Genomic DNA, 22,437 nt, shown 5'->3' with positions numbered 1-22,437 from the left:
GGTGCTTATTTGGGCAGGATTTTGATATAATGGGGAGTGAAACCAACTCGATGGAATTGAGGTCGATCCGTGGCAAAGTATAAATCAAAATTCGCATGTCAAGAATGTGGTTACGAATCGGCCAAATGGCTGGGGCGGTGCCCCGGCTGCGGTCAGTGGAATACGATGGTGGAAGAGAAGGAGAGATCCGGAGTCGGGCGTTCGGGAAGACGGGGAGGTCCCGGAGGTCAACGTCAGCACGCCCGGCCGATCACTCAGGTGACGCAATGGGAACAACCCCGGGCTGATACCGGTATTCGCGAATTAAACCGCGTATTGGGAGGCGGTCTGGTACCGGGCTCCCTGATCCTGGTGGGGGGCGATCCGGGGATCGGCAAGTCGACGCTGTTGTTGCAAGCAAGCCATCGGCTGGCACGGCTCGGTATGCCGATTTTATACGTCTCCGGGGAGGAGTCGACGGAGCAGACCCGACTTCGGGCGGATCGCCTGAACGCCCTGGATTCTTCCCTGTTTGTGGCGGCGGAGACGGATTTGGATGTCATCGAAGGCTTGATGGAACAGGTAGAACCGAAACTGCTCGTGATCGACTCGATCCAGACCATATATCATCCGGATGTTACATCCGCTCCCGGCAGTGTGGCCCAGGTGCGGGAGTGCACCGGACGACTGATGCGGTGGGCCAAAGGAAAAGGAGTCGCCGTGATCATCGTCGGCCATGTCACCAAGGAAGGGGCCATCGCCGGTCCGCGTATGCTGGAACACATGGTGGACTGCGTTCTCTACTTTGAAGGGGAGCGCCATCATACCTATCGCGTGCTGAGAGCGGTGAAAAACCGGTTCGGTTCCACCAACGAAATCGGATTGTTCGAAATGCGTCACACAGGACTGGTAGAGGTGGATAACCCCTCGGAGATGTTTTTATCCGAACGGCCCACCGGTGTGGCCGGGTCGGCGGTGGCCGCCAGCATGGAGGGGACGAGACCGGTGTGTATCGAATTGCAGGCTTTGGTTTCTCCGACCAGCTTCGCCACACCGAAGCGAATGGCGGCGGGCCTGGATCACAACCGGGTGACCATGATTATGGCTGTGTTGGAAAAGCGGCTGGGGATGTTTCTCCAGAACCAAGACGCATATGTTAATGTTGTCGGGGGTGTTCGACTCGATGAGCCGGCGGTGGATCTGGCCGTTGCCGTCAGTCTCGCTTCCAGTTTTCGGGATCGGGTGACCCATCCGAAAGATGTTTTTATCGGTGAGGTGGGGCTGACCGGAGAAGTGCGCGGCGTGACCCGGCTGGAACAGCGGGTGGCGGAAGTGAGTAACATGGGGTTTCAGAGAGCCGTTCTCCCGGCGAAAAGCCGCAAAGGGTGGACTCATCCGAAGAAAATGGAACTCATTTGGGTGGATACGTTGGAAGAAGCTTTGGAAGCGGCGCTGGGAGGGTCCGAGCGGTGAAAGAGGAACCGAGGAAAAATCATTTTGGCAGCGATACCCTTCGACTGGTGGCACCCGGTACCATGTTCCGGGAAGGCCTGGACAATGTATTGGGTGCCAAAACAGGGGCGTTGATCGTAGTGGGTTACGACGACAGCGTACGGGAGCTGGTGGATGGGGGATTCCACATCGATTGTCCCTTTTCCCCGGCTTATTTGTACGAGTTGGCCAAGATGGACGGGGCGATCATCCTCTCCAACGACGGCCGACGCATCCTTTATGCCAATACGCAACTGGTCCCCAGCTCCGCCATCCCCTCTACGGAGACGGGAATCCGGCACCGGACCGCCCAGCGTACCGCGAGACAGACGGGCAAACTGGTGATTTCCATTTCCCAGCGGCGTAATGTGATCACTCTCTACCAGGGAAATCATCGTTATGCCCTGAAGGACATCGGTGTGATCCTGACCAAAGCCAACCAGGCCATTCAGACACTGGAGAAATATAAATCCGTGTTGGATCAGTCCATGACGAACTTGAGCGCTTTGGAATTTGAAGAGCTGGTCACGTTGAACGAAGTGGCCATGGTCATGCAGCGGATTGAGATGGTCCTTCGGATTAAAAGCGAAATTGAGCGCTACATTAATGAACTGGGGACGGAAGGACGCCTGATCAGTATGCAGCTGGAGGAACTGGTGGTCAATGTGGAGGAAGAGGCCCGCTTAGTGATCCGGGACTATTGTCGAGACCCGGACTGCCAGTCTCCGACAGCCGTTCTGGAGAAGCTGCACAAGCTGTCGGCGGATGAACTTTTGGAACATGCTCATATCGTCCGCTTTATGGGTTATATCGGCAGTAATAATATTCAGGAGGAGTCCGTGGCTCCCCGGGGATATCGAATCCTTAACAAGATTCCTCGGTTGCCTGCTCCCATCATTCAAAAGTTGATTCACCGTTTTGAGTCTCTCCCCCGGGTGATGATGGCTACCATCGAAGAATTGGATGATGTGGAAGGAATTGGGGATGTGCGGGCTCGTACGATCAAAGAGGGACTGAAGCGGATCCAGGAGCAGGTCTTTATTGACAGACATATCTAAATTCCCTAGAATAGATACACTATAAACCTCATGTTTCATGAGAGGGGAAGTGATTTTTCGCGGGCGATGCGCAGATATTTTTTAACACTTAGGAGGTTCCCTGTCATGTTAGCAAGAGCATTGCCGAGTATTTTTACCGTTGGGAACTTGTTCTTAGGAATTGTAGCGATGATTCTCGCCGTTCAGGGCGAATGGAAATATGGAGCGATTATGGTCATTATCGGCATGCTCCTGGATGGATTGGACGGCCGGGTCGCTCGTATGCTGAATGCACAAAGCGAGTTCGGCAAAGAGTTGGACTCCCTGTCTGACATCGTTTCCTTCGGAGTAGCTCCCGCACTCATTATGTATACTTCCATTCTGCACCCCTTGGGCGTTCTGGGGTGGTTGATTACGGCAATCTTCCCCATCTGTGGAGCGCTCCGTCTCGCCCGTTTCAATGTTCATCCGGGGATCCCCGGCTATTTTGTGGGACTGCCGATTACCGCGGCAGGAGGAGTTCTTGCGACGATGGCTCTCTACAGCAATATGGTGGCGGGTTCCACTTTCATGATCGCCGGCATGCTGATTCTTTCCTTTTTGATGGTCAGTCAGATTAAATATCCCAACTTCAAAAAAATGGGGATTCCCCGCAGCGCTTACTGGATCGCTCCATTGATGCTCATTCTGCTGGGGGGGATCGCGGCCCGCTTTCCGGAGGCTTTCCCCAAGATGGTCTTTATCCCCTTGGCCTTGTACGCCTTTTACGGATTGAAGCGGAGCGTTTCCCGCCGTCGAAGGCAGCAGACAGAAGAATCGATCGAAGAGCTGAAACCTTAATTGAATGAATCTCGTTTTTACAATAAAATTCATTGTTTCATCAAGTCGTAAGGAAAAAGGGCGGCCTCCTTCCGGATTTACAGGAAGGAGGCCGCCCTTTTCTTTTTTGTGTATTGAAGATTTATTCATCTTTTTGAACCCCTGTTACCCGGAGAAAATCAAACATCCACGATCGTAAGAATCTTTTTTTACATTATTAGAAAAAAAGGGGAGGTTTTGATAAGGTGAATACCGAAGGATGAATAGGGATTCCTCCCGTTTCCTGCGCCGACCTTTTAACGGAGATTGAAGATGCCGAGGGTCGAGAGTTTCTTGGATTCCTTCTCGATCACTTCCTCCACTTTGATGTCCAGCAAATTGCACAACGCCGTCATGTAAAACAGATTTTTACCCAATTCCTCCTTAACCGTATCCAGGCAGTGATCGCAAAGATGTCCCGTCAGGTGGGTGTCGAAACGGTTTTTCATCTCAGAGAGGGCTATTGCCTCTTCAAAGGGTTGGCAGCCGGCTTCGATCCGGAGACACCCGCACTCCGTGACCGCTTTTGTGATCGCTCGGTTGACCCGGCCGTTGGATTCCTGGTATTTGGAGGATACGTCCAGGAAACTGCGGTGACGGAGCAATACGTCGCCAACCTGGTGCTGAAAGGCTTGTAAACTTTCTTGACCCATCATTTCACACCTCTTCCGTTCCAGGACCCCGTATCGTAAAGGGGGATTGTTGAAATGTCGAAAGCATCTGAAGGTTCTTTCCAGAATATTATAGCCATGTTTTGAAGAAGATGTCAATTTATATGATGAAAGAGGTGGACTATTTTGATCAGCGTATGCACTTTTTTCGAAAAAACTGTTGACGCTTTCTATCCATATATGCTAAGATATTTGTTTTAAATTTATTGACATCTCTCCGGGGATGTGATATCTTGGAAATGGATATTGCCCTTGGAGGTGGGTTTTTTGTTCAATATCGGCGACAAAGTGGTCTACCCCATGCATGGTGCAGGGATCATTGAGTCCATTGAAGAGAAGGAAATCCTCGGTGAATCCCGGAGATATTATGTCATGCGCATGCCGATCGGTGATATGAAGGTGATGATCCCCATGAGTAACGTGGATAGCATCGGTCTTCGGGAAGTGGTCGACGAGGAGACCATCACCGAAGTAATCGAGGAGATGGCAAACGGTGATCACGATGTATCGAACAACTGGAACCGTCGCTATCGGGCCAACCTGGATAAGATGAAAAGCGGGGATATCCATGATATGGCCGATGTGGTATGCTGTTTGATGCTCAGGGAACGGGAGAAGGGGCTTTCCACCGGTGAACGCAAGATGTTGGACAATGCCCGCCAGATTTTAATCAGCGAATTGGTTTTGGCTAAGGAAATCGATGAATCTCAGGCCTTCCTCCTGCTCGACGAAGTGATTGCCGCAACGGAGAAGGCTTCCAGTTAAAGGATATTGATTCGGAACGGAAAATTTCCTTTCGATTTTTAAAATCTGTGGGGTTTTCATTCATACGGTTTGTCTATAATGGCTAATAAGGGAGGTGAAGCCCCGTGCTGAAGAGATTTGTTCAACTCGCTTTTGCACTGGTCGGAGCGACACTCGGATTCTATACGGGACCTATGCTTTTTCAGATGATCGACAAGTCTTTTATCAATATCGGTGATATACCAGCCCCCCAATATATCGGAGCCGTTTTGGGGGCGCTCCTCCTATATATAGCTACCCTATGGTTTTCCGATATGGTCGTTCGCTGGATTCAGTGGAGTGAAGAACGTCTGATGAAACTTCCCGCCGGGGATATGCTGTTTGGAGCTATGGGTTTGATCTTTGGTCTTATCGTAGCATTTCTGATCGAGCCCCCGCTGGCGGAACTGCCGATACCGGGTGTATCTTCGGTTCTTCCGGTTCTGGTGTCCGCGTTTTTGGGTTATCTCGGCTTCCGAGTAGGCTACAAAAAACGCGATGAAATGATTTCACTTTTTACGATAGGACGCCAGGTAAAAGAAAAAGGGAAAAAGGGTCCGGAGACTCGGGATGTGGAGCATAAAATCCTGGATACCAGTGTGATCATCGACGGTCGGATTGCTGATATCTGTCGGACGGGCTTTCTGGAAGGGACTCTGGTTATTCCCAGCTTTGTTCTGGAAGAATTGCAGCATATCGCTGATTCCTCGGATGTATTAAAGCGCAACCGGGGACGTCGCGGCCTGGATATTTTGAATAAGATCCAGAAGGAACTGAATATGCGTGTACTCATCTATGAAGGGGACTTTGAGGAAGTTTCCGAGGTGGACAGCAAATTGGTCAAACTGGCCAAAGTCCTCTCCGGAAAAGTGGTGACCAACGACTTTAATTTGAATAAGGTCTGTGAACTTCAGGGTGTTAAAGTCCTGAATATCAACGATTTGGCCAACGCTGTCAAACCTGTGGTATTGCCCGGTGAAGAGATCAATGTACAGGTGATCAAAGACGGCAAGGAGCATGGACAGGGCGTGGCTTATCTGGATGACGGAACGATGATCGTGATTGAAGGCGGCCGCGAATACATCGGAGAACGGATTGACGTACTGGTCACCAGTGTGTTACAAACATCAGCAGGGAGAATGATTTTCGCCAAACCAAAACTGTTGGAACGGGCGCTTTGAGCGAAAGCGCTGATCATCTCATCGCCCGGCGACGGATCACCGCCGTCGCCGGGCACTGTTGTGTTTGAAGGAGGATACACATCGTTGAAGGTGGGTGTAGTGATCCCGGCTGCGGGAAAAGGAAGACGGATGGGTACGGCGGTAAGTAAGCAATTTCTTCACTTGGCAGGCGTTCCGGTGATCATTCGCACCCTGCGGGTGTTCGATACCCATCCCGCCGTGAACCGGATCGTGATTTCCGTGAGCGGTGAGGAACGGGAAGGGATGAAACGTTTGTTGGACGAGAACGGGTTTTCATCCTCCCGGATTCAGGTAGTGACTGGGGGTAAGGAACGCCGCCAGAGTGTTTACAACGGGTTGGAGCGGTTGGACGAAGAGTGGGTGATGATCCATGACGCCGTTCGTCCCTTTATCGCCCATGATCGGATTGACGCTCTTCTGGAAGCCGTGCCGATGACCGGTGCCGCGATTCTTGCCGTTCCTGTCAAAGACACAGTCAAACAGGTGACAGAGGCGGGGATCGTCGAAGGGACGCCGGACCGCAGCAGCCTTTGGGCGGTGCAAACGCCCCAGGCCTTCCGGCGATCCCTGTTGATGGAGGCTCACCAGAAAGGGGCGGAGGAGGAGCGGCCGGCGACTGACGATGCCATGTTGGTGGAAAGTTTGGGTATCGATGTACGGGTGGTACAAGGAGACCATGCCAACATGAAACTGACCACACCGGAAGATCGGGTGTTGGCGGAAGCAATCTGGAAAATGAGGAGTACAGATGATGATTAAAGTGGGACAAGGGTTTGATGTTCATTCGTTTACCGATCACCGCCCCCTGATCCTGGGGGGAATCACCATCCCTCACCCTCAGGGGCTCGCCGGCCACTCCGATGCCGATGTGCTCCTGCACGCGATTACGGATGCTGTATTGGGCGCTCTCGGGAAGGGAGATATCGGAACTCATTTTCCGGACACCGATGAGCGCTACGAGGGTGCGGACAGTGCCGAACTGTTGCGGACCGTATGGAAAATGGCCGAAGAGGAAGGTTATCGGGTGGGAAACATGGATGCGACGGTGATTGCCCAACGACCCAAACTGGCTTCCTATATCCCGGATATTCGTAAGCGGGTGGCGGTTCTTGTCAAGGCGGACTTATCCGATATCAATGTAAAGGCGACCACGACCGAACACCTCGGATTTACCGGCCGGGAGGAAGGGATGGCCGCGATGGCGATCGTCTGTCTGGTCCGTGACTAAATGCGAAACCGGAAAATCTCAGGATAGGACAGGTGGCGAAGATGTCGAAAAAACCGATCAGAACGCGTTACGCCCCCAGCCCGACGGGGCATTTGCATATCGGCGGGGCGCGCACGGCTTTATTCAGTTATCTTTGGGCCCGTAAAAACGGCGGGTCGTTTGTCGTACGGATCGAAGATACCGACGTAGAGCGAAATGTGGAGGATGCCGAAGCGAAGCAGATGGACGGTCTGAAATGGCTGGGCCTTGATTGGGACGAGAGCGTGGATATCGGCGGACCTTATGCTCCTTACCGTTCCATGGACCGTATGGATATTTACCGGGAGTATATCGACCGGCTGTCGGAAGAAGGCTTAGCTTATCCCTGTTATTGTACCTCAGAGGAATTGGAGGCGGACCGGGAACGGCAGCTGGCGGAGGGAGTGGCCCCCCGGTACAGCGGCCGGTGCCGTCATTTGACCGCCGAGGAGCGGGAGGCGTTGGAAGCTCAAGGACGTAATCCCTCGATCCGCTTTAAGGCTCCCGGCGGACGGACCGTCACCGTACAGGATGAAGTACGGGGTGAAGTTCACTTTGATACCGATGGAATCGGCGATTTTATCATCGCCCGTCCTGACGGTCGCCCCACCTATAACTTCGCGGTTACAGTGGATGATGCCCTGATGGAGATCACCCATGTGCTGCGGGCGGAAGAGCATTTGTCCAATACGCCCCGTCAGATCTTGATCTACGAAGCGTTGGGCTTCGATGCTCCGAAGTTCGGCCATGTGTCTCTCATTCTGAATCCGGACGGAAAAAAGATGAGTAAGCGGGACGAGTCCATTCTCCAGTTTATCGACCAATACAAGGATCTCGGATATCTGCCAGAGGCCCTGATCAACTTTCTGGTCCTGTTAGGTTGGGCTCCCGAGGGGGAAGAAGCGGAGCGTGAAATTTTTTCCCGGGAGGAGCTGGTGCAATCCTTTTCCCTGCACCGTATGTCCAAAGCCCCGGCGGTGTTCGATACCGTCAAACTGAGATGGATGAACAATCACTACATCAAAGAATCCTCCCTGGAACGGATCGTCGACTTGGCTTTGCCGCACCTGATCCGTGCCGGCCGGGTGTCCCCTGACTTGTCGGACGAAGCGAAATCCTGGGTGACGCGCCTGGTGAGCTTGTACAGAGAGCAACTGGATTATGTGGCCCAGATTGTCGACCTGACGGAAATGTTCTTCCGTGAGGACGTACGGTATGCGGAGGCGGCCAAAGAAGTACTGAGACAGGAACAAGTACCCCAAGTGATGAAAGCCTTTATCGGTCAGATTGAACAGGCGGACGATTTTTCTCCGGATACGGTGAAAACACTCCTAAAGGCGGTGCAAAAGGAGACCGGTTATAAGGGGAAACAACTGTTCATGCCTGTTCGGGCCGCTGTAACCGGGGAGGTCCACGGCCCCGATCTGAAGGAGACAATCTCTCTCTTAGGCAGAGATACTGTCGCCGGGCGGCTCAACCATCTGTTGAAAAATCGGGAACAAATCCTGGGTGGCTGAAGTGCCAATGCCAAGCGAAGGGGAAACCAGGCCCGACCGCTCCCGAATTGGATCAAGGGGTACTAGAAGCGTTGTGACAAAGCTCCTGTTCGGGAGGGTGGGGTTCCACACGGAGTGCCTTTGGCTCGTCAGAACAACGAAACGGAGTGTGGAACCCCACCCCGACCCACCAAGGATGTGCTAAAAATCACAATGCCTCTAGAAATTGTGATTTCATGTCAGGTTCGAGAAGAGGGGAAGCGTTTACCCGAAATATCTGATCCAGATCGATAACCGGGGACGAGAACCTTTTTTCCACCGCCGGGAAGACGGCGGAGGAAACGAAGCACCGGATGTGGTACAATAGACAAAACACAAAGAAGAGATGGGCAATGATCGGGAGAAGTACGGCAGAAGCGGGATTCGCCAGAGAGGGGCTCCCCGGCTGAGAGGGCCCCGTTTCCCCCTGTCGGAAATGCCCCTGTGAGCCGTCGACCGAACTCCCTTGGGGAGAGTAGGATCGACCGGGATCCCGCCGTTATCGGGTAAGGGGATCGGTTCCGGAAAGGAGCCGGTCAAGCAGAGTGGAACCGCGGAAAAGCCGTCTCTGCAGTCGTTATTCGGCTGCAGAGTTTTTTATATGCGAATGATCGGATTCCCCGTGAACGAGGAGGGAGGAAGAATGGCGATTTGGAAACGGTGGAAGGAAAAGCTGGGCGCTGCGCGGTCCACGTTGAAGGCGGATGTCGAAGCGGTTTTTGACCGGGATCCAGCCGCCCGGAGTACGTTTGAAGTCATCTTGACATACTCCGGGTTGCACTCGATCTGGTTATACCGGCTTTCTCATCTTCTCTACCGGAGGAAGTGGTATCTGACGGCTCGGTTGATCTCCCAGTGGAGCCGGTTTATGACCGGAATTGAAATTCACCCCGGTGCCCGGATCGGGAAAGGCTTGTTTATCGATCACGGCATGGGAGTCGTGATCGGGGAGACTTGTGAGATCGGGGACCGTGTCACTATTTACCAGGGTGTGACCCTGGGCGGAACCGGAAAAGAAAAGGGAAAGCGGCATCCGACGGTGGAAGACGGAGTGTTGATCGCCTCCGGGGCGAAAGTATTAGGGTCCATACGCATTGGACGCTGTTCCAAAATTGGAGCCGGGTCGGTGGTCTTGAGGGAAGTGCCGCCCAACTCCACCGTTGTCGGAGTGCCGGGACGGGTCGTCATCCAGGACGGGGTCAAGGTGCGGGCGGCCAGCGACTTGGATCAGGTCAATCTGCCGGATCCGATGATGGAGACTTGCCGGGTCCTGGAAGACGAAATCGACGAGATGCGCAGCGAGCTGGAGCAACTTCGAAGAGAACTGCATCAGGTGCGAGGGGAGCGAAAGAAGGATGACTTTGCAACTGTACAACACCCTGACTAGGGAGAAGGAGCCTTTTAAGCCCCTTTCAAAAGAACGGGTCACCATGTATGTCTGCGGTCCGACCGTTTACAACTATATTCACATCGGAAACGCTCGGGTTTTTGTCTTTTTCGATGTGGTTCGCCGTTATTTGCAGTATCGCGGCTTTGATGTCACTTATGTACAGAACTTCACTGATGTGGATGACCGTTTAATCCGGGCGGCCGCTGAAGAAGGTACGACTGTCCCCGAGCTGGCGGAACGCTATATCCGCGCTTATTTCGAAGATATGGACGCACTGGGTGTGCAACGGGCCGACGTTCACCCCCGGGCGACGGAACACATCCCGGGGATGGTGGAAGGAATCAGCCGGCTCATCGAAAAGGGATACGCCTATGAACGGGACGGAGACGTTTATTATCGCGCACTGCGCAAAGATGACTACGGGAAGCTATCCCATCAATCGGTGGAGGAACTGAAATCCGGGGCACGGGTGGAAGTCGATGAAAAAAAGGAAAATCCGCTGGACTTCGCCCTTTGGAAAAAAACCAAGCCCGGTGAGGAAATCGCCTGGGACAGTCCCTGGGGTAAGGGGCGCCCCGGTTGGCACATCGAGTGCTCGGCGATGGTGAAACAATATTTGGGGGATACCATTGATATCCATGCCGGGGGGACGGATTTGTGCTTTCCCCACCACGAAAACGAGATCGCCCAGAGCGAGGCGTGGACCGGCAAACCCTTCGCCTCGTATTGGCTCCACAATGGTTATATGAATATGGGCAGCGAAAAAATGTCCAAATCCCTGGGGAATATCGTACGGGTGAAGGAATTGCGGGAAGAGTATAATCCCCGGGCCTTGCGCTACTTTCTACTATCGGCTCATTACCGCAACCCGATCTCCTTCAGCGATGAATCGATCCGTCAAATGGAAAGCGGACTGGAACGTTTTGATACGGCGACGGTCAATCTGTCCCACCGGTTGGAGACAGCATTGCAAGGGGAAGCGGCTCCGGAAGTGATGGCCCGACTGGATGAGCTCACCCGGAATTTCGAAACGGCGATGGATGACGACCTGAATACGGCCAATGCGATCAGTGTTCTTTTTGAGGCGGTACACTTCGCCAATGAATTGGTTTCCCAATCCGTCGTACCCAAGGGTTCCTTGGAAAAAACGATGGAGTGGATTCAGCGTTACGGCGGTGAGATCCTCGGCTTGGTGGAAGATCCGGGGGATCAATCATTGGAGGCGGAGATCGAGTCCTTGATCGAAGAGCGGCAACAGGCTCGGAAAAACAAGGATTTTCAACGGGCCGACGCGATTCGGGATGAATTGGCTGAAAGGGGAATCCTATTGGAGGACACACCCCAGGGAGTTCGCTGGCGGAAAAAGTGAGGTGGAAGGATTGCAGATCGGAATGATCCAACAGCCGAAATCAAAAGCTCCCGGCGAAATCAATCCTCTTCTGCTGGCTTATGTCGGCGATGCTGTTTATGAACTCTATGTCAGGACCCACCTGGTGGCCCGGGGGGATGTCCGTCCCAACGAGGTTCACCGGGAAGCGGTCCGTTTCGTTTCCGCCCCGTTCCAGGCGGAGGCGGTTCGCCGGATCACAGGTCTGCTGACGGAGGAGGAACAGGTGGTCCTCAGAAGAGGGCGCAATGCCAAATCTGGCAGTATCCCCAAAAACGCCAAAGCTTCGGATTATCGGTACAGCACCGGTTTGGAAGCGCTGGTGGGACACTGGTTCCTAGCGGGTGAAACCGATCGGTTGCAAGAGGTTATGGGAAAGATCATCAGCAGTTTGGAAGCGGGGGACGAGTGTGGCGAATGATTGGGTTATCGGCAGACAAGCGGTGAAAGAGGCGATCCGCGCCGGTCACCGGACACAAAGCTTATTGGTGGCGGAAGGGGCCGGCCGGGGAAAAGCCGGATTGGGGCCGATTCTCCAGCTGGCGAAGGACCGGGGGATTCCGGTGCGGGAGGTGCCCCGACGCAAGCTGGACCAGCTGGCGGAGGGGGGCAATCATCAGGGAATCGTGGCTCAGGTGGCGGCTTATAAGTATGCGGATCTGGAAGACCTGTTTCGGCGTGCGAAAGAACGGGACGAGCCCCCCTTTTTTCTGTTGTTGGACGGCATCGAAGATCCCGGCAACCTCGGCTCCATCCTGCGTACCGCCGATGCCGCCGGCGTACACGGGGTGATCATCCCAAAGCGGCGGGCGGCGGGGTTGACCGTTACCGTGGCCAAAGCCTCCGCCGGAGCGGTGGAGCACGTCCCGATCGCACGGGTGACCAATTTGAACCGGGCCGCCGAGGAATTGAAGGAGCGGGGAATGTGGTTGGTCGGAAGCGATATCCGGGCATCCGACTCCTTTACACAGCTTGACTACAACTTTCCCGTCGGACTCGTTATCGGGAATGAAGGGAAAGGCATCAGCCGTTTGCTCAAAGAGCGATGCGATTTTCTCGTCCGGCTGCCGATGAAAGGGAGGGTTCCTTCCCTGAACGCTTCGGTGGCCGGTGCGTTGCTCATGTATGAAGTGATGCGCAAGCGGAAATGACAGGGTGAACATGATGGAAGAGTGGCTGATCGTCGACGGATACAACGTGATAGGAGCGCATACGGGTTGGTCCACTCTTCCTCTGGAGGAGTCGCGGCTTCGGCTGATGGCCCTGTTGTCGGAATACCAGGCCATCTCCGGCCGTCGGGTGGTTCTCGTTTTTGATGCCCACCGTTCCCCGGGCGGGGAATCCCGACAACTCGAACAGCAGTTGACGGTTTATTTTACCCGGGAGCGGGAGACGGCTGATCAGCTGATCGAGCGCCTGGTAAAACGCCTGAAACAACCCGACCGGCTGATCTATGTAGCGACGTCGGACTACCTGGAACAGCGGATGGTTTTCGGACAGGGGGCTTACCGCATTTCCTCAAGGGAATTATTGGAGGAAATGGAACGGATGAAGGGGAAGATCGCTAAACAGATCCAGACCGCGCCCAAGGGAAGGGGTCCCTTGGGACAAGGGCTGGGCGAGGAAGTCCTGCGAAAGTTGGAACAATGGAGGCGGAAAAAATAGGCGGAAATTTGACGTTTTTGTTTCAACTCGGCTATAATGAACCTATCATGGTTTTCCAGCCAACGGGTCGGAGGGATGAAGGTGAGCGTCAATCTTCAATGGAGAATGTTGGCAGAATACGGAACAAGGACCGACGAAGAGCTGGTGGAAGCCGTACGGGTAGGTGACGGTACTGCACTGGAAGAATTAATTAATAAATACAAAAATTTCGTCCGAGCGAAGGCTCGCTCCTATTTTCTCATCGGTGCGGACCACGAAGATATCGTACAAGAAGGGATGATCGGCCTCTATAAGGCGATCCGTGATTTTCGGGGAGATAAACTGGCCTCCTTCAAAGCCTTTGCCGAGTTGTGCATCACCCGGCAGATCATCACGGCGATCAAAACCGCCACGCGTCAGAAGCACATCCCCCTCAACTCATATGTATCTTTGGACAAGCCGATTTATGACGAAGACTCGGATCGTACCCTGATGGACATTTTGACAGGCGGACGCGTGTCTAATCCGGAAGAGCTCTACATCAATCAAGAAGAGTTTGACGATATCGAAGATAAAATGTCGCAAATTTTGAGCGAGTTAGAGAGGCAGGTTTTGATGCTTTACCTGGATGGACGCTCCTACCAGGAGATCGCCGTCGATTTGAACCGGCACGTCAAATCGATCGACAATGCCCTTCAGCGGGTGAAACGGAAGCTGGAACGTTACCTGGAGGTGCGGGAGATCGCTCCTTGATCGACTGAGGGTGAATCCGATGGTCGCTTTTGGTAACAGGGTTAGCCCCTGTTTTTTTCTGCTTCTGTCGATAGATTTCGACATCAACCGTCAAATCCCTCCTCTTCCAGCAAAGAATTGCGGAATCTTTTTGGATGAGATCCATCGCGGACGAACAACTCCGATCCCAGCCTTTCATTGACATCCCTAGCACTGTATGATAAAGTTGTTTGGGTATTTTTAAATATGCCCGTGAACCGTCCGATGGATGGAGTCAAGGAGGTGGATCGCGTGCGTGTCTTGGTAACATTCGCCTGTACGGATTGTAAAGAGCGAAACTATACGTCCACTAAAAATAAACGGAAGCATCCGGAACGGATGGAATTCCGCAAATACTGCCCTCGTTGCAACGGGCACACGCTGCACCGTGAGACGAAATAACAGGCTTGAACTCATCGATGGAGGGAACGCGCATGGGTTTTCTCGGCCGAATCGGTACCGGTGTCAAAAAGAGCGTATCCGGGACCACCAACTTTTTTAAGACCGGCGTCGCCGAATTGAAAAAGGTGCGTTGGCCCAACCGCCAGGAGCTTATCAGCTACACCCTGGTCGTGTTGGTGACCGTTACCTTGATCACTCTCTTTTTCTTTGTCATCGACTTTGGCATCTATGAATTGGTTCAACTGATTACGTAATGTGTGTCGGCTAAATTTGTCATAAGGGGGGACAGGGCGGCAAACGCCCTGATTTCATGGATAAGAACTGGTATGTTGTCCACACGTATTCCGGCTACGAGAATAAGGTGAAAACCAATCTGGAAAAACGGGTCCATTCCATGGACATGCAGGATAAGATCTTTCGCGTCCTGGTGCCCACGGAGGAAGAAATCGAGCATAAGGACGGGAAGCGCAAGACGGTGATGCGCAAAGTTTTTCCGGGATATGTCTTGGTCGAGATGGTTATGACCGACGACTCGTGGTACGTCGTGCGCAACACGCCTGGGGTGACGGGATTTGTCGGTTCCCCCGGTGCCGGATCCAAACCCACTCCCCTTATGCCGGACGAAGTGCAAACCATCCTGAACCAGATGGGGATGGAAGAAGCCCGACCCAAAGTGGATTATCAAGCATCCGAGAGCGTAAAGGTGAAAGAAGGTCCCTTCGCCAACTTCGTCGGTACCATTGAAGAAGTGGATGTCAACCGGCAGAAACTGAAGGTACTCGTCAATATGTTCGGTCGGGAAACCCCGGTGGAACTCGATTTCCATCAGGTGGAAAAAGTTTGATCCGATGGCTGTTCTTCCATCTTGAACGAAGTTATGCTAAAGTAGAACTGTTTGGGTTTAGCTGAGTCGGGGTTGCTCCGGCCGGCGACCGCTCTGTTTCACCGTGGGAGGGTGTAACCCGAGGGAACCACATTATTGAAGGGAGTTGGATGGTGTGGCCAAGAAGGTTATCAAAGTCGTTAAGCTGCAAATTCCCGCCGGTAAAGCCAATCCGGCACCGCCTGTCGGGCCTGCCCTGGGTCAAGCCGGTGTGAATATCATGGGTTTTTGTAAAGAATTCAACGCCCGTACCTCTGACCAGGCGGGTATGATCATCCCGGTGGAGATCACCGTATACGAGGACCGTTCTTTCACATTTGTGACAAAGACGCCTCCGGCTGCGGTACTGCTGAAACAGGCCGCCGGGATTGAGACAGCTTCCGGAGAGCCCAACCGGAACAAAGTGGCCACGATCAAGCGGGATAAGGTTCGCGAAATCGCCGAACTGAAAATGCCGGACCTGAACGCCGCCAATCTCGAAGCGGCGATGCGTATGGTAGAAGGCACCGCCCGCAGCATGGGCATCGCTGTCGAAGACTGACGGCGGATGAACCGCACCGCTGGCCGCCACGGGCCATCGGCGCGAGTGGGAGGATGATCCGTTATCACCACGAAGGGAGGAAAACACCGTGGCTAAACATGGTAAAAACTATCAGGAATCGCTGAAGAAGATCGACCGGGAACAAGCATATGAGGTGGAGGAAGCCCTCCAGCTGGTGAAAGAGGTGGCTCCCGCCAAATTCGATGAAACCGTCGAAGCCGCTTTCCGTCTGGGGGTCGATACCAAGCGGGCCGACCAACAGGTTCGGGGTGCGGTGGTTCTTCCCCACGGTACGGGTAAAACCAAGCGGGTTCTCGTTTTCGCCAAAGGGGAAAAGGCCAAGGAAGCCGAACAGGCGGGTGCCGATTATGTCGGCGAAGATGACCTGGTGAACAAGGTGACCCAAGGCTGGCTCGAGTTCGATGTCGTGATCGCGACACCGGATATGATGGGTCAAGTCGGTAAATTGGGTCGGATTCTCGGTCCCCGCGGTCTGATGCCCAACCCGAAAACGGGTACCGTCACTTTTGAAGTTGCCAAAGCCGTTGAAGAAGCGAAAGCGGGTAAGATCGAGTACCGTGCCGACAAGGCGGGGAATGTTCACGCCCCGATCGGCAGAGTCTCCTTTGACACCGACAAGCTGGTCGAAAACTTCCGGGTGTTGGCTGATACACTGATTAAGGTCAAGCCGGCGGCGGCCAAGGGACAGTACATGAAGAACGCCACCGTCTCCTCGACGATGGGGCCCGGAATCAGCGTGAACACGTCCCGTTTCGCCAACAGCTGATTCGCGGGAAACCACTGCTGACAACACAATTGAATCCGCTGATACCGTAGACAGCCGGGACGCTTTTTAGCGTTTAAACGACCCAGCCGAGGTATGTGAACGCACACTCGCCGCCTTTGATGGTGCGAGGCTCGTTGCCGTTCCCGGCCTTCGTCTGTCTGCGCGAAGGCTTTTTTAATTGGGTTTACTACTCCGAAGGAGGTGTGTTCATGTCCACTGCTGCGATTGAAAAGAAAAAACAAGTGGTGGCCGAAATCGCCGAGAAGCTGACCAACAGCAAAAGCACCATCTTGACGGATTACCGCGGTTTGAACGTGGCCGAGATGAACGAGCTGCGCAAACAGCTGCGGGAAGCCGGAGTCGAGTATCAGGTGTTGAAAAACACCATGACCCGCCGTGCGACGGCCCAAACCGACCTGACCGACCTGGATGAACATCTGAACGGTCCGACCGCCATCGCTTTCAGCGATGAAGATGTGGTGGCTCCGGCCAAAGTTCTGCACCAGTTCTCCAAAGAGCACAAATCTCTGGAGATCAAAGGCGGGGTTGTGGAAGGAACCGTCGTCAGTGACGAGAAGATTAAAGAGCTGGCCGAACTGCCGTCCCAGGACGGTCTCGTATCCATGCTTCTGTCCGTTTTGCAGGCTCCGCTGCGCAACTTCGCCTTGGCGGTCCAGGCGGTCGCCGACAAGGACGGAGAGGGCGAAGAAACCCAGGAAGCTTAATCCGACAGTTTGGCATTCGCCGGTTTTCTCTCGCGGGATAAACCATCATTACCGATATTTTTGGGAGGTAGTATCATGAGTAAAGAGCAAATCATCGAAGCCATCAAAGGTATGAGCGTGCTCGAACTGAACGATCTGGTCAAAGCCATCGAGGAAGAATTCGGTGTGACCGCTGCGGCTCCGGTGGCGGTTGCCGGCGGCGGCGCAGCTGAAGAAGCTGCCGAAGAGCAAACCGAATTCGATGTCGTTCTGAGCGATGCCGGTGCCTCCAAGATCAACGTCATCAAAGCCGTTCGCGGTATCACCGGCCTGGGCCTGAAAGAAGCGAAAGCCCTGGTTGACGGTGCTCCGAGCCCGGTCAAGGAAGGCGCCTCCAAGGAGGAAGCTGAAGAGATCAAGTCCAAGTTGGAAGAAGCCGGTGCTACGGTGGAACTGAAGTAGGTTCCGCTTTGAGCCGGACCCGCCGGCGGACGAGTCGGCGGGTCCTTTTTTCATAACGAGGTGAGACAGGGATGACCGATCACTATTTCAGTTCCCGGCCCGATTCGGCTGAGGCGGAACGGGAGATCGAAGCCCGGCTCCGGGGACGTTTTTTCCGTTTTCGGGTGGATACCGGCGTATTTTCCAAAAAAGGGGTCGACTTCGGCACCCGATTACTGATTGAGACGGCGAAACTGCCGAAACAGGGGGAAATCCTCGATTTGGGTTGTGGTTACGGCCCGGTGGGTATCGCCTGTGCAGTCTCGTCTCCGAACTCCCGGGTGACGATGGTGGATGTGAACCTTCGCGCCTTGGAACTGGCTCAAAAAAATGCACGGCTCAACGGAGTGGAAAGCCAGGTGGAGATCCGGGAGAGCGATGGTTTGACGAACCTCAACCATTCAGCCTTTGACGCGATCCTGACTAATCCGCCGATCCGGGCCGGAAAAAACACCGTGTACCGTCTGTTCGAAGAAGCCGCAAAGGGTTTGAAACCGGACGGACAGTTGTGGGTGGTCATCCGGAAGCAACAAGGGGCCCCCTCGGCAAAAGAGAAACTGGAGAAGATTTTTTCGCATGTAGAACTTCTCGTCAAAAAGAAGGGTTTTTGGATCCTTCGGTCTAAAAATAAAATAGACATTGACACCGGGAAGATGGTGTGATATCGTTTTAAAATGCTAAACCCAACTGCTCATGGATTTTCCAAATCAGCAGCATCAGGGTGTTTTTTGTTGTGAATAAGAAAAAGATATCTTGGCTACCCTGTATCAATAGACCGTTATACATGGAAAAAAGCGGAATATCAGGGTGTTTTATATAGGTGTATCCATCCGTCAAAATGCATAGGTCTTAGGTGCCGGCAAATAGGAAGAACCTGTTGATGCATGAGGTTCGGTACATCCGTGCCGGACAAGAAGTTCTCAGCGGTATAACTGTAAAGAACTTCTATGGAAGGATTTTGTTGCGTGGCGGCGCGTAGACTGCGGGTCGCTCGCCAATCGACTGGGTTCGAGGGGGGAACTCGTTTGGCAGGTAAACTAGTCCAACATGGTCGGCGAAAGAGGCGCAGTTATTCGAGAATCAATGAAGTTCTCGATCTGCCTAACCTGATTGAAATTCAACAAAGGTCTTACCAATGGTTTTTGGATCAAGGCCTGAGGGAGATGTTCCAGGACATTTCGCCGATTGAAGACTTCACCGGCAACCTGGTTCTCGAATTTATCGACTACAGCTTGGAAGAACCCAAGTACTCCGTTGATGAATCGAAGGAACGGGATGTCACTTACGCGGCACCGCTCAGAGTGAAGGTGCGCCTGATCAATAAAGAGACAGGCGAAGTGAAAGAGCAAGAGGTTTTCATGGGGGATTTCCCGCTGATGACGGATACGGGAACCTTCATTATTAACGGGGCGGAACGCGTCATCGTCAGCCAGTTGGTCCGCTCGCCCAGCGTCTACTATAATAGCAAAGTAGACAAAAACGGAAAACCCGCATATACAGCCACTGTGATCCCCAACCGCGGGGCTTGGCTGGAATTTGAAACCGACGCCAAAGATATTATCTACGTACGCATCGATCGTACTCGGAAGATCCCGGTGACGGTCCTTTTGCGTGCGCTGGGATTCTCCAGTGATGCGGAGATCCTCGACCTGCTGGGCGAAGACGAGTACGTACGCAACACCTTGGACAAGGACAATACCGGCAATACGGAGAAGGCGCTGATCGAGATTTACGAACGTCTGCGGCCCGGCGAGCCGCCGACGGCGGAGAACGCCCGCAGTCTTCTCTATTCCCGGTTCTTTGATCCCAAGCGGTATGACCTGGCCAATGTCGGCCGGTATAAAATGAATAAAAAACTCCATATCAAGAATCGTCTCTTGAACCAGCGATTGGCAGAGCCTGTGGTCGACCCGGAAACCGGGGAGATTTTGGCGGAAGCGGGGCAAGTGGTGGACCGCCGCATTCTGGACCGGATCCTGCCGATGCTGGAGGAGAGGGAGGATTTCGGATGGGCGGAGTATTCCGTTCGCGGTGGTGTCCCTGAGGACGGCCTGATCAAGTTGCAAAGCTTGAAAATCTTCTCCCCGCTTGAAGACGGGAAAGTGATCCAGGTCATATCTAACGGACAGGTGGACCGGTCCGTTAAAAACATCACGCCGGAGGATATCATCGCTTCGATCAACTACTTTATCAACCTCTTGTACGGAGTGGGCAACACCGATGATATCGACCACCTGGGCAATCGGCGGCTGCGTTCCGTCGGGGAACTGCTGCAAAACCAGTTTCGGATCGGTTTGTCCCGGATGGAGCGGGTGGTTCGTGAACGGATGTCGATCCAGGATGCCAACGCGATTACGCCTCAGGCCCTGATCAACATCCGTCCGGTGATCGCATCGATCAAAGAGTTTTTCGGCAGCAGTCAGTTATCCCAGTTTATGGACCAGACGAACCCGTTGGCTGAGTTGACCCATAAACGGCGTCTATCCGCTCTGGGACCCGGAGGGCTGACCCGGGAGCGGGCCGGCTTTGAGGTGCGGGACGTTCACCATTCTCACTACGGGCGGATGTGTCCGATTGAAACACCGGAAGGTCCCAACATCGGGCTGATCAACTCCCTATCCTCCTATGCGCGGATTAACGAGTTCGGGTTTATCGAAACCCCTTATCGGAAGGTGGATCCGGAGACTCAGAAGGTGACCGACGAAATCGCCTACCTGACGGCGGATGAAGAAGACAACTATTACGTCGCTCAGGCCAACGCCAAATTGGATGAAGAGAAACGCTTCGTCGACGAACAGGTGATTGTTCGCCACCGGGAGGAAATTCTTCCGGTCCCCCGGGATCGGGTGGATTTCATGGATGTTTCCCCGAAGCAGGTGGTATCCGTGGCGACGGCCTGTATCCCCTTCCTGGAGAATGACGACTCCAACCGCGCTCTGATGGGGTCCAACATGCAGCGGCAGGCGGTTCCGCTGTTGCAGCCGGAAGCTCCCTTTGTCGGTACAGGAATGGAATACAAGTCGGCCCGGGATTCCGGGGTGACCATCCTGGCCAAACGGGCGGGCACTGTGGAACGGGTGACCGCCGACGAAATCTGGGTTCGCCATGAGGAAGAAGTGGACGGACAGTTGATCAAAGGTGACCTGGATAAGTATAAGATGCACAAATATATCCGTTCCAATCAGGGAACGAGCATCAATCAGCGCCCTATCGTCCGCGCCGGCGAAAAGGTAGCGCCCGGGGACACCTTGGCTGACGGTCCCTCCACGGAACAGGGCGAGATGGCTTTGGGCCGAAACGTCCTGGTCGCTTTCATGACCTGGGAAGGTTACAACTTCGAGGATGCGATCCTTCTGTCCGAGAAATTGGTCAAAGAGGATGTCTATACCTCGGTTCATATCGAAGAATATGAAAGCGAAGCGCGGGATACCAAGTTGGGGCCCGAGGAGATCACCCGGGACATCCCCAACGTCGGCGAAGACGCGCTGAAAAACCTGGATGAACGCGGGATCATCCGCATCGGAGCGGAGATCAAATCCGGGGATATTCTGGTCGGAAAAGTGACCCCTAAAGGGGTGACGGAGCTGACGGCGGAAGAGCGGCTCCTTCACGCCATCTTCGGGGAGAAGGCCCGGGAAGTGCGGGACACCTCTTTGCGCGTTCCACATGGAACGGACGGGATTGTCGTCGACGTCAAGGTTTTCGAACGGGATAACGGTGACGAGTTACCCCCGGGAGTCAACCAGTTGGTCCGGGTCTACATCGCCCAGAAGCGGAAGATTTCCGAAGGGGATAAAATGGCCGGCCGCCACGGGAACAAAGGTGTTATCGCCCGGGTGTTGCCGGAGGAGGATATGCCTTTCCTTCCCGACGGGACTCCCGTGGAAGTCGTCCTCAATCCCTTGGGCGTGCCGTCCCGGATGAATGTCGGGCAGGTACTGGAGGTTCACCTGGGGATGGCGGCCAGACAAATGGGCTTACACATGGCGACCCCGGTTTTCGACGGAGCGTCGGAGCAGGACGTCTTTGAAGCCTTAAAGGAAGCCGGTCTGGATGAAGACGGCAAAACGACCCTCTTTGACGGACGAACCGGTGAAGAACTGGAAAACCGGGTGACGGTGGGTGTTATGTATATGATTAAACTGGCCCACATGGTGGATGACAAGATCCACGCCCGTTCCACCGGACCGTATTCCCTGGTTACTCAGCAGCCGCTGGGCGGGAAAGCTCAGTTCGGCGGACAGCGGTTCGGGGAGATGGAGGTGTGGGCTCTGGAAGCTTACGGCGCCGCCTATACCCTTCAAGAGATCCTCACCGTCAAATCCGATGATGTGGTGGGTCGGGTCAAAACCTACGAATCCATCGTCAAAGGGGAGAACGTGCCGGAACCCGGCGTGCCTGAATCCTTCAAAGTCCTGATCAAAGAACTGCAAAGCTTGGGCATGGATGTGAAAATCCTGGCCGAAGACGAGCAGGAGATTGAGATTCGGGAAATTGATGAGGATGAAGAGCCGACGAGTGAAAAGATCGGGCTGGAAATGGAAGGCGAGTCGGCCGACCGGTCTTCGTAACCGTTGGCAACGGGCCTCTGATGACGGAGGTGTTTGCCATCAAAGGATCGCCGT

General features: G+C 54.0%; 24 protein-coding genes. 23 read left to right on the top strand and 1 reads right to left on the bottom strand.

From position 1 onward, the window contains the following. Positions 1–69 precede the first annotated feature (69 nt). The 3 genes from radA to pssA all read left to right on the top strand — a co-directional run bounded on the left by radA (position 70) and on the right by pssA (position 3,347). A complete protein-coding gene (radA, locus tag CHM34_RS15860) occupies positions 70–1,452 on the top strand; it encodes a DNA repair protein RadA (protein ID WP_094265581.1) in 1,383 nt (460 codons plus the stop codon). A 62-nt stretch (positions 1,453–1,514) separates the two neighbouring features. Continuing rightward, the gene (gene disA / locus CHM34_RS15855) at positions 1,515–2,528 is read left to right on the top strand and encodes a DNA integrity scanning diadenylate cyclase DisA (protein WP_240512059.1); all 1,014 of its coding nucleotides are present in this window, start codon (positions 1,515–1,517) and stop codon (positions 2,526–2,528) included. A 105-nt stretch (positions 2,529–2,633) separates the two neighbouring features. Next, the gene (gene pssA / locus CHM34_RS15850; protein ID WP_094265579.1) at positions 2,634–3,347 is read left to right on the top strand and encodes a CDP-diacylglycerol--serine O-phosphatidyltransferase; all 714 of its coding nucleotides are present in this window, start codon (positions 2,634–2,636) and stop codon (positions 3,345–3,347) included. A gap of 275 nt (positions 3,348–3,622) precedes the next feature. Here pssA and CHM34_RS15845 read toward each other — a convergent pair whose 3' ends face one another. Continuing rightward, a complete protein-coding gene (locus CHM34_RS15845) occupies positions 3,623–4,018 on the bottom strand; it encodes a nucleoside triphosphate pyrophosphohydrolase family protein (RefSeq protein WP_094265626.1) in 396 nt (131 codons plus the stop codon). Positions 4,019–4,294: 276 nt separating this feature from the next. On the opposite strand from CHM34_RS15845, the gene CHM34_RS15840 reads away from it, so the two are divergent. The 20 genes from CHM34_RS15840 (at position 4,295) to rpoB (ending at position 22,383) form a co-directional block, all read left to right on the top strand. Next, on the top strand, positions 4,295–4,801 hold the full coding sequence (locus CHM34_RS15840; protein ID WP_439116338.1) for a CarD family transcriptional regulator: 507 nt from the start codon (positions 4,295–4,297) through the stop codon (positions 4,799–4,801). A gap of 104 nt (positions 4,802–4,905) precedes the next feature. Further along, positions 4,906–6,000, top strand: a complete 1,095-nt coding sequence (locus CHM34_RS15835; RefSeq protein ID WP_094265577.1) for a PIN/TRAM domain-containing protein — start codon at positions 4,906–4,908, stop codon at positions 5,998–6,000. 84 nt (positions 6,001–6,084) lie between these two features. Beyond that, positions 6,085–6,780 (top strand): 2-C-methyl-D-erythritol 4-phosphate cytidylyltransferase, encoded by a 696-nt coding sequence (gene ispD / locus CHM34_RS15830; protein ID WP_094265576.1) that lies wholly within the window; start codon positions 6,085–6,087, stop codon positions 6,778–6,780. After that, a complete protein-coding gene (gene ispF / locus CHM34_RS15825) occupies positions 6,773–7,249 on the top strand; it encodes a 2-C-methyl-D-erythritol 2,4-cyclodiphosphate synthase (protein ID WP_094265575.1) in 477 nt (158 codons plus the stop codon). The genes ispD and ispF overlap by 8 nt, the downstream gene beginning before the upstream one ends. Before the next feature lie 41 nt (positions 7,250–7,290). Beyond that, a complete protein-coding gene (gene gltX / locus CHM34_RS15820) occupies positions 7,291–8,784 on the top strand; it encodes a glutamate--tRNA ligase (protein ID WP_094265574.1) in 1,494 nt (497 codons plus the stop codon). A gap of 661 nt (positions 8,785–9,445) precedes the next feature. Next, a complete protein-coding gene (gene cysE, locus CHM34_RS15810) occupies positions 9,446–10,189 on the top strand; it encodes a serine O-acetyltransferase (protein WP_094265572.1) in 744 nt (247 codons plus the stop codon). Then, positions 10,158–11,561 (top strand): cysteine--tRNA ligase, encoded by a 1,404-nt coding sequence (gene cysS / locus CHM34_RS15805; protein ID WP_094265571.1) that lies wholly within the window; start codon positions 10,158–10,160, stop codon positions 11,559–11,561. Before cysE ends, cysS begins: the two co-directional genes overlap by 32 nt. Before the next feature lie 10 nt (positions 11,562–11,571). Beyond that, entirely contained in the window at positions 11,572–12,000 is a 429-nt protein-coding gene (locus CHM34_RS15800) for a Mini-ribonuclease 3 (protein WP_439116336.1), read from the top strand. After that, positions 11,990–12,730 (top strand): 23S rRNA (guanosine(2251)-2'-O)-methyltransferase RlmB, encoded by a 741-nt coding sequence (gene rlmB, locus CHM34_RS15795; RefSeq protein WP_094265570.1) that lies wholly within the window; start codon positions 11,990–11,992, stop codon positions 12,728–12,730. Before CHM34_RS15800 ends, rlmB begins: the two co-directional genes overlap by 11 nt. Positions 12,731–12,743: 13 nt before the next feature. Next, positions 12,744–13,244, top strand: a complete 501-nt coding sequence (locus CHM34_RS15790) for an NYN domain-containing protein (protein ID WP_094265624.1) — start codon at positions 12,744–12,746, stop codon at positions 13,242–13,244. A gap of 75 nt (positions 13,245–13,319) precedes the next feature. Beyond that, a complete protein-coding gene (sigH, locus tag CHM34_RS15785; protein ID WP_206093823.1) occupies positions 13,320–13,976 on the top strand; it encodes an RNA polymerase sporulation sigma factor SigH in 657 nt (218 codons plus the stop codon). 270 nt (positions 13,977–14,246) lie between these two features. Beyond that, positions 14,247–14,396 (top strand): 50S ribosomal protein L33, encoded by a 150-nt coding sequence (gene rpmG / locus CHM34_RS15780; RefSeq protein ID WP_094265569.1) that lies wholly within the window; start codon positions 14,247–14,249, stop codon positions 14,394–14,396. Positions 14,397–14,428: 32 nt separating this feature from the next. Further along, positions 14,429–14,650, top strand: a complete 222-nt coding sequence (secE, locus tag CHM34_RS15775; RefSeq protein ID WP_094265568.1) for a preprotein translocase subunit SecE — start codon at positions 14,429–14,431, stop codon at positions 14,648–14,650. A gap of 56 nt (positions 14,651–14,706) precedes the next feature. After that, positions 14,707–15,240: a transcription termination/antitermination protein NusG gene (nusG, locus tag CHM34_RS15770; protein WP_094265567.1), complete on the top strand. Its 534-nt coding sequence runs from the start codon at positions 14,707–14,709 to the stop codon at positions 15,238–15,240. Positions 15,241–15,394: 154 nt separating this feature from the next. Next, the gene (gene rplK, locus CHM34_RS15765; RefSeq protein WP_094265622.1) at positions 15,395–15,820 is read left to right on the top strand and encodes a 50S ribosomal protein L11; all 426 of its coding nucleotides are present in this window, start codon (positions 15,395–15,397) and stop codon (positions 15,818–15,820) included. A gap of 88 nt (positions 15,821–15,908) precedes the next feature. Then, positions 15,909–16,607, top strand: coding sequence for a 50S ribosomal protein L1 (gene rplA / locus CHM34_RS15760; protein ID WP_094265566.1), 699 nt, complete (start codon positions 15,909–15,911; stop codon positions 16,605–16,607). Between the two features lie 209 nt (positions 16,608–16,816). Beyond that, a complete protein-coding gene (gene rplJ, locus CHM34_RS15755) occupies positions 16,817–17,332 on the top strand; it encodes a 50S ribosomal protein L10 (RefSeq protein ID WP_094265565.1) in 516 nt (171 codons plus the stop codon). A gap of 75 nt (positions 17,333–17,407) precedes the next feature. Next, positions 17,408–17,773 (top strand): 50S ribosomal protein L7/L12, encoded by a 366-nt coding sequence (gene rplL, locus CHM34_RS15750; protein ID WP_094265564.1) that lies wholly within the window; start codon positions 17,408–17,410, stop codon positions 17,771–17,773. A 71-nt stretch (positions 17,774–17,844) separates the two neighbouring features. Then, the gene (locus CHM34_RS15745) at positions 17,845–18,474 is read left to right on the top strand and encodes a class I SAM-dependent methyltransferase (protein ID WP_094265563.1); all 630 of its coding nucleotides are present in this window, start codon (positions 17,845–17,847) and stop codon (positions 18,472–18,474) included. Positions 18,475–18,837: 363 nt separating this feature from the next. Next, positions 18,838–22,383 carry a DNA-directed RNA polymerase subunit beta gene (rpoB, locus tag CHM34_RS15740; RefSeq protein ID WP_094265562.1) on the top strand — a complete coding sequence of 1,182 codons (3,546 nt, stop codon included), beginning with the start codon at positions 18,838–18,840 and terminating at the stop codon, positions 22,381–22,383. Positions 22,384–22,437: the final 54 nt, after the last annotated feature.

This window comes from Paludifilum halophilum (assembly GCF_002245355.1).
GTDB classification, from domain to species: Bacteria; Bacillota; Bacilli; order Thermoactinomycetales; family DSM-45169; genus Paludifilum; species Paludifilum halophilum.
The sequence above is the reverse complement of the archived record's forward strand: the minus strand, read 5'-3'. Positions and strand labels throughout refer to the sequence as shown.